Below are 5,672 nucleotides of genomic sequence, written 5' to 3'. Positions count from 1 at the left end.
CTGGGCGAATGGATTTTCAGCGTGGAATTTTAGCGAGTGAGCAAGGTGTGAATACCGTCGTTAGTGCCGGTTCGCAAAGCTCTGGCGTATTAAGCAGTATGGCAAAGGCTAATGGTTATATTTGCCTGGAGGCAGAGCGGGGCACAGTACTACCGGGTGAAACGGTCACTGTTATCCCTTTCGATAGCTTTATTCGTTAATTGCGATGAGGTTTTTTTGGATTTACTGTCGCTGTTAATTGCTGCTGGTATTTTTATCGCAGCCGTTTTGTATTCTTCAGTGGGGCATGCGGGTGCCTCTGGCTATATTGCAATTATGGCGCTTGCGGGGCTCGCCCCGGAAAGTTTGAAACCGGCCGCACTTGCGTTAAATATTTTAGTCGCCACTATCGCCAGTACTAAATATATTCGTACACATGCATTTTCCTGGTCGCTGCTTTGGCCATTAATTATCACCTCTATTCCCTGCGCTTATCTCGGTGGCGGACTAACGCTTCCAGGTGATTATTACAAACCTATTCTGGGTGCTGTATTAATTTATGCGGCATTCCATTCGTTTTTAACTGCTAAAAAAGCGCCTACACAAACAATACAGGCACCAAAAAAATGGTTGCTAATGTGTGCGGGGTTAATGATTGGGTTCCTGTCTGGGTTAGTCGGTGTCGGCGGGGGAATTTTCCTGAGCCCTCTATTGTTATTTCTGCGTTGGGGTGAAACTCGCGTAATCTCGGGTGTAGCCGCAGTATTTATTTTGGTAAATTCCGTAGCAGGCTTGCTAGGGGTCATGTCCATGCATCCGGTATTACCAGAGGGCATTGGCTATTGGGCAGTTGCCGCCATATTAGGTGGCTGGTTGGGTGCGGAATTCGGCAGCAAACGTTTTAGTGCTACCGTTATTCGCCAAGTGATGGCGTTGGTATTGTTGATTGCCGGAGGAAAGATGTTTTTAGGGTGAGGCTGACTTTTTGCAGCTAACTTGTTATTTTCTCCCCATATTTTCAAGAATCACAACTCTTGGTGTAGGGCTTGGCTTTGCGTCTTTACTTTTATCACTTGAGTTATTCATTTTAAATAAAAGATCCAACCTAAGGCTACCGGCAATAATATCCAGATATCCGTCTCCGGTAACATCGGCTAATTCAAATGATGCAATACTCGCTGGTTTGGCGATAAGGTCGTGTTGAATAAAGTTCTGCTTGCCGTCATTTTCAAACCAAACCATGCTTTGTCGTTTTGGATCATTCCAATCATTCATAAAGCTGCCGGCCACTACATCCAAATCGCCGTCATTATCCATATCGCCGGCTAGTGCCAAGGCTGCTCCATAAAACCTGCCTATATCGCGGAATTTAAATGTTTTACCGTCAAGGTTTTCTAACCACTGAACGCCGTGATAAGGTTTTAAATCATTTTGGGTGTCGTAAGCATCGCCATTGGTAAACAATACATCGGTATCGCCATCCAAATCCAAATCAAGTAAACGCATACTGGTGGAGCCAAACATGGGGTGGGGTCCGCGTGCTAGTACACTTTGAGTAAATTGTTTGTTTCCTTGATTAATAAAAGCCATAAATAATTCATGCTCTTGAGAGATGAGGCTAATGAAGTCCATGTGCCCATCTTTGTTTATATCCCAAGGCATTATGTTGAGTGCACCGGTCACTTTTAATAGGGTTCGTTTTGCATGCTTGTTACCCTGATTTTCTAACCAGAATATTTCACCGCTATCTCCTCCTCCAAAGGCTGCAACCATTATGTCAAGATCAGCATCGTTATCTACGTCGATGGCTCTGACTTCTGCAATACGTCCTATGCCATCCGTAAGCAGTTCCTTGGAAAATGCACCGTCTTTTTGTTTTCTAAGTAGAAAAATTTTCCCTACCTGTTTATCGGTATACGGAAGAACGCCAATATCCCCAATAAGCATATCTTTATCAAGATCACCATCATAATCAATAATGTCGGCGTAAACCGATGTGCTGATGTCTGCAATTTTTTTCTCGTTCCATTTTCCATTCTCTTTTGATAGTAAAAATACCGCATTATTGCTCATATCACTTACTATAAAATCGGTACTTTTATCGCCATTAATCGCCGCCAATTTGATATTGGTGATCAGGGGCATAGCTTGAGTTGCGCCAACTACATGCTGTTTGAATGTCAGTCTGTCTGACGGTTTGTTGTAGGGCAGGACGGGCAAATTTTCAGGTGCAGTGCCATAGTAGAATGCCGTAATATCCCGCGTTTGATTAGCGTCTATGATTGCCTTCCCATATTTTTTTAAAGCAATTTCATTCATGGTCTCAATTATTCTTGGCCAACTTTTTTTGGGTGCAACATTAGGGTTTGGCATTGAATGGCATGAGCCGCAGTAATCCTTTGCCATACTGACAATTTGTTGAATTTTATCGTCAGATAGTGTGCCGTTGCTAGTTAACAACATCAGCGCTGAAAATAGATAACAAATGTGTTTTATATTCATAGTTAAAAGCAACGTTCGAAACCCGTCCAGCCATTGAATGTCGGTTAGGGTGGGTAATCTAGGGGATAATACGTTTACCAGCGCCGGGCGAGTTGCTCGTCACTGTCTTTGGCTGAAACCCAATAGGATTCCGGTTTGCTATCCGGATTAGGCTTCAAGGTTTCTTTTTTCCAAAAAGGGGCACTAGTTTTGAGTTTATCCATGATGAATTGAGCAGCTTCAAAGGCATCAGTACGATGCGCGCTGGATACGCCCACCAGCACTATTTGGTCACCCGGCAGGAGTTTGCCGGTGCGGTGTATTATTGTTGTGCGCTGCAACTCCCAACGTGCGCTTGCTTGCATACTGAGATTTTCCAGCATAGTTTCCGTCATGAGTGGGTAGTGTTCCAATTCAAGACTAACCAGCTGTTGTGGTGGAATAAAATCGCGGACCAGACCGCTAAATAATACGACTGCACCGCAAGTGGAATTTTTAGTAATTAACCGGTCGTATTCCTTATTTAAATCGAAGTTCTCCATTTGTACACGCACTACATTACTCATGTATACCCTTCCTATCCACCTGTCACAGGCGGAAAAAAAGCAACTTCATCACCAGCCACAATGACGGTGTCATTGCTGGCCATGGCATGATTAACGGCTATTAGTAACTTTTTTTCTAAAAATATTTTCTCCCAGTGAGGGTGTTGTTTGACAATAAACGTTTTAAGCTGATTAATGTTTTCGCCTGAAAAATCCTGGACAAACAGTTCAGCACAACCTAAGCGCTCGCGTAAGTCAGCAAAAAAACACACTTTAATCATGCGTGTGCTCCTTTTGCCAGTCACCGCTTTTTCCGCCGGATTTTTGTTCCAGATAAATACTGCTTATCTCCATGTTTTTATCTACCGCTTTGCACATGTCATAAATAGTCAGTGCTGCAACGCTTGCAGCAGTAAGCGCCTCCATTTCTACTCCCGTTTGGCCAGTGGTTACGCAGCGGCTCCGAATAAAAATGGCGCCAACAGAGACATCACACACAAAGTCTATGCTAACTTTTGATAGTGCCACCGGATGGCAGAGTGGAATTAAATCTGCAGTTTTTTTCGCGGCCATAATTCCCGCAATACGAGCTACCGCTAACACGTCGCCTTTCTTTAGACTGGCATTTTGGATCAGGCCAATGACATCGGGGCGGGTAATTACCATCGCGCTGGCTACTGCGATGCGCTTGGTGATGGTTTTATCGCTAATATCCACCATGCAGGCAGCGCCGGTTTGATCGAGGTGCGTCAACGCTGGTAGGGCGGGGTGCGCGGGTTGCTGGTTCATCGTCATATTTGTTCCGTTTATCCCCGTGTTCCGCAAGGTAGACGATCAGTCTTTTTTAAATGCGGTACAAAGTTGCATGGGCCCTGTGTGGAATCCAATTGGTATTTAATGATCTCATCCCACGCTGTTTTGCAGGCGTTAGTGGAACCAGGTAAACAAAAAATCAGCGTGTTATTGGCAAGCCCGGCAACTGCACGGGATTGAATAGTGGAAGTACCAATATGGCGATAAGATATCTGGCGAAATAATTCGCCAAAGCCTTCTACGGTTTTATCAAATAAGGGGGTCATGGCCTCAGGGGTTGAATCGCGTCCGGTAAAACCTGTCCCTCCGGTGATTAAAATCACCTGAATTTTTTCGTCGGCAATCCACTGCGAACACTGGGCTCGGATTTGATAAATATCGTCAATGACCAGAGCGCGTGTGGCGAGTTGGTGTTGTGCATCTTGTAGTCGCTCAATTAACGCCGCACCGGAAGTGTCATTGGCAATGCTGCGGGTGTCAGATACGGTCAGTACTGCAATCGCTAGCGGTAAAATATTTTCTGTGGTGTGGTGGCCCATAAATAATACACTCGCTATCTATAGAAAAATTAACCGCCAATCATGGCTAAGTGACGGGTTGAACCGGTGATCTGGTTCTGTAAATCGTGACTGACAGTTTTATGTTGTAGTGCGGCGCGCAAAAAATTCATTAGCGGTTGCGGGTCATCGCTTTGTAATAATGCGCGCATGGATTGATGTTGCTCGGCAAATAAACATAAATATAATTCCGCTTTGCTGGATACCCGAAGGCGATTGCAATCAGCACAAAAGTTTTTGCTGTAGGGCATTATCAGGCCGATAGAAGCGAGGTAATCCGGGTGGATAAACTCTTTGGCGGGGCCAGCATTAGCGTTGCGAATTTTTTGCGTCCACCCCTCACACAGCAAGCGCTGCTGAATGCTCTCACCACTTAAATGTTGGCGGGCAAAAAAATCCGCGTTGTCGCCCGTGCGCATTAACTCAATAAAACGAAGGGTAATTCTGCGGGTTTTAATAAATGCAAGAAAATCGTCCAATTCACGGGCATTCTGTTCGCGCAGTAACACAGTATTAATTTTGAGTTGTTTAAAGCCGAGGGCTTGAGCCTCATCAAGGCCCGTTAAAATGCTGCGCAACTTTCCACTGCCGGTGATCAGTTGAAACATTTCCGGACGCAAACTATCAATGCTGACATTAAGCGCATCCAAACCTGCAGCGCGCCAGCTGGCTACGTCTTTTTCCAGGCGAAAGCCGTTAGTGGTAAGTGCTACTGAGTTAATTCCTGCAACATTTTTACAGGTTTTTATGATGTCACATAAATCGCGGCGCAAGCTCGGTTCACCGCCGGTCAGGCGAATTTTCTGAGTGCCCAATAATGCAAAGGCGGTGACTAAACGACGAATTTCAATAAGACTTAAATCACCCTCCATAGAATGGCATTCGCTGCCATCGGGTAAGCAATAGCTGCAACTGAAATTACATTTTTCCGTGAGTGACAGGCGCAAATAACCAAACGTGCGCGCAAACCTATCTGTTAGTGGCGATTCAACCAGCATAAAACACCTTTCCAATCCGGGAGGCCTGTTCATTTCTAAACAGACCCATTGGCTTAATGCCATAGTCGGGATGACCTTAGGTCATTAAGCTCGGCGTTGTTTCTATAGTGGTTTCATACTAGCGGCTTTGGTTGGGTGATGTTATTGCCGTGAATGGGTGCACGATTACCACTTTGGGGGTAGTTGTGAATCCAGCGGTATGTACCTGGTTGTTAATTTTCAGTGAGTTTGTGTTAAATCAAATAGTCTGCTGATGTGATCTGATGCAAAAAATTAATAAACAAATCCAATTTTTTTAT

The 5,672-nt window shown here is 44.8% G+C and carries 7 protein-coding genes, 1 pseudogene and 1 riboswitch; of the genes and pseudogenes, 2 read left to right on the top strand and 6 right to left on the bottom strand.

Annotated elements, in window-relative coordinates:
• Both ACWA6V_RS16235 and ACWA6V_RS16230 read left to right on the top strand, forming a co-directional pair.
• Positions 1 to 200: pseudogene (locus tag ACWA6V_RS16235) on the top strand (molybdopterin molybdenumtransferase MoeA); the annotation flags it as partial.
• Positions 201 to 216: 16 nt separating this feature from the next.
• Positions 217 to 954 carry a sulfite exporter TauE/SafE family protein gene (locus tag ACWA6V_RS16230; RefSeq protein ID WP_449523470.1) on the top strand — a complete coding sequence of 246 codons (738 nt, stop codon included), beginning with the start codon at positions 217 to 219 and terminating at the stop codon, positions 952 to 954.
• Between the two features lie 24 nt (positions 955 to 978).
• Here ACWA6V_RS16230 and ACWA6V_RS16225 read toward each other — a convergent pair whose 3' ends face one another.
• The 6 genes from ACWA6V_RS16225 to moaA form a co-directional block, all read right to left on the bottom strand.
• On the bottom strand, positions 979 to 2,481 hold the full coding sequence (locus ACWA6V_RS16225) for an FG-GAP repeat domain-containing protein (RefSeq protein ID WP_449523469.1): 1,503 nt from the start codon (positions 2,479 to 2,481) through the stop codon (positions 979 to 981).
• Positions 2,482 to 2,555: 74 nt separating this feature from the next.
• The gene (locus ACWA6V_RS16220) at positions 2,556 to 3,026 is read right to left on the bottom strand and encodes a molybdenum cofactor biosynthesis protein MoaE (protein WP_449523468.1); all 471 of its coding nucleotides are present in this window, start codon (positions 3,024 to 3,026) and stop codon (positions 2,556 to 2,558) included.
• Between the two features lie 11 nt (positions 3,027 to 3,037).
• Positions 3,038 to 3,286 (bottom strand): MoaD/ThiS family protein, encoded by a 249-nt coding sequence (locus ACWA6V_RS16215; RefSeq protein WP_449523467.1) that lies wholly within the window; start codon positions 3,284 to 3,286, stop codon positions 3,038 to 3,040.
• Positions 3,279 to 3,800: a cyclic pyranopterin monophosphate synthase MoaC gene (gene moaC, locus ACWA6V_RS16210; RefSeq protein ID WP_449523466.1), complete on the bottom strand. Its 522-nt coding sequence runs from the start codon at positions 3,798 to 3,800 to the stop codon at positions 3,279 to 3,281. Before moaC ends, ACWA6V_RS16215 begins: the two co-directional genes overlap by 8 nt.
• Before the next feature lie 11 nt (positions 3,801 to 3,811).
• Complete coding sequence (gene moaB, locus ACWA6V_RS16205; protein ID WP_151031208.1) at positions 3,812 to 4,357, bottom strand: molybdenum cofactor biosynthesis protein B; 546 nt, start codon at positions 4,355 to 4,357, stop codon at positions 3,812 to 3,814.
• A gap of 29 nt (positions 4,358 to 4,386) precedes the next feature.
• Positions 4,387 to 5,373, bottom strand: coding sequence for a GTP 3',8-cyclase MoaA (gene moaA / locus ACWA6V_RS16200; protein WP_449523465.1), 987 nt, complete (start codon positions 5,371 to 5,373; stop codon positions 4,387 to 4,389).
• Positions 5,362 to 5,481, bottom strand: a riboswitch (molybdenum cofactor riboswitch). (Overlaps the previous gene by 12 nt.)
• Positions 5,482 to 5,672: the final 191 nt, after the last annotated feature.

Source organism: Cellvibrio sp. (assembly GCF_053579595.1).
This window is presented reverse-complemented; position numbering and strand designations above follow the sequence as displayed.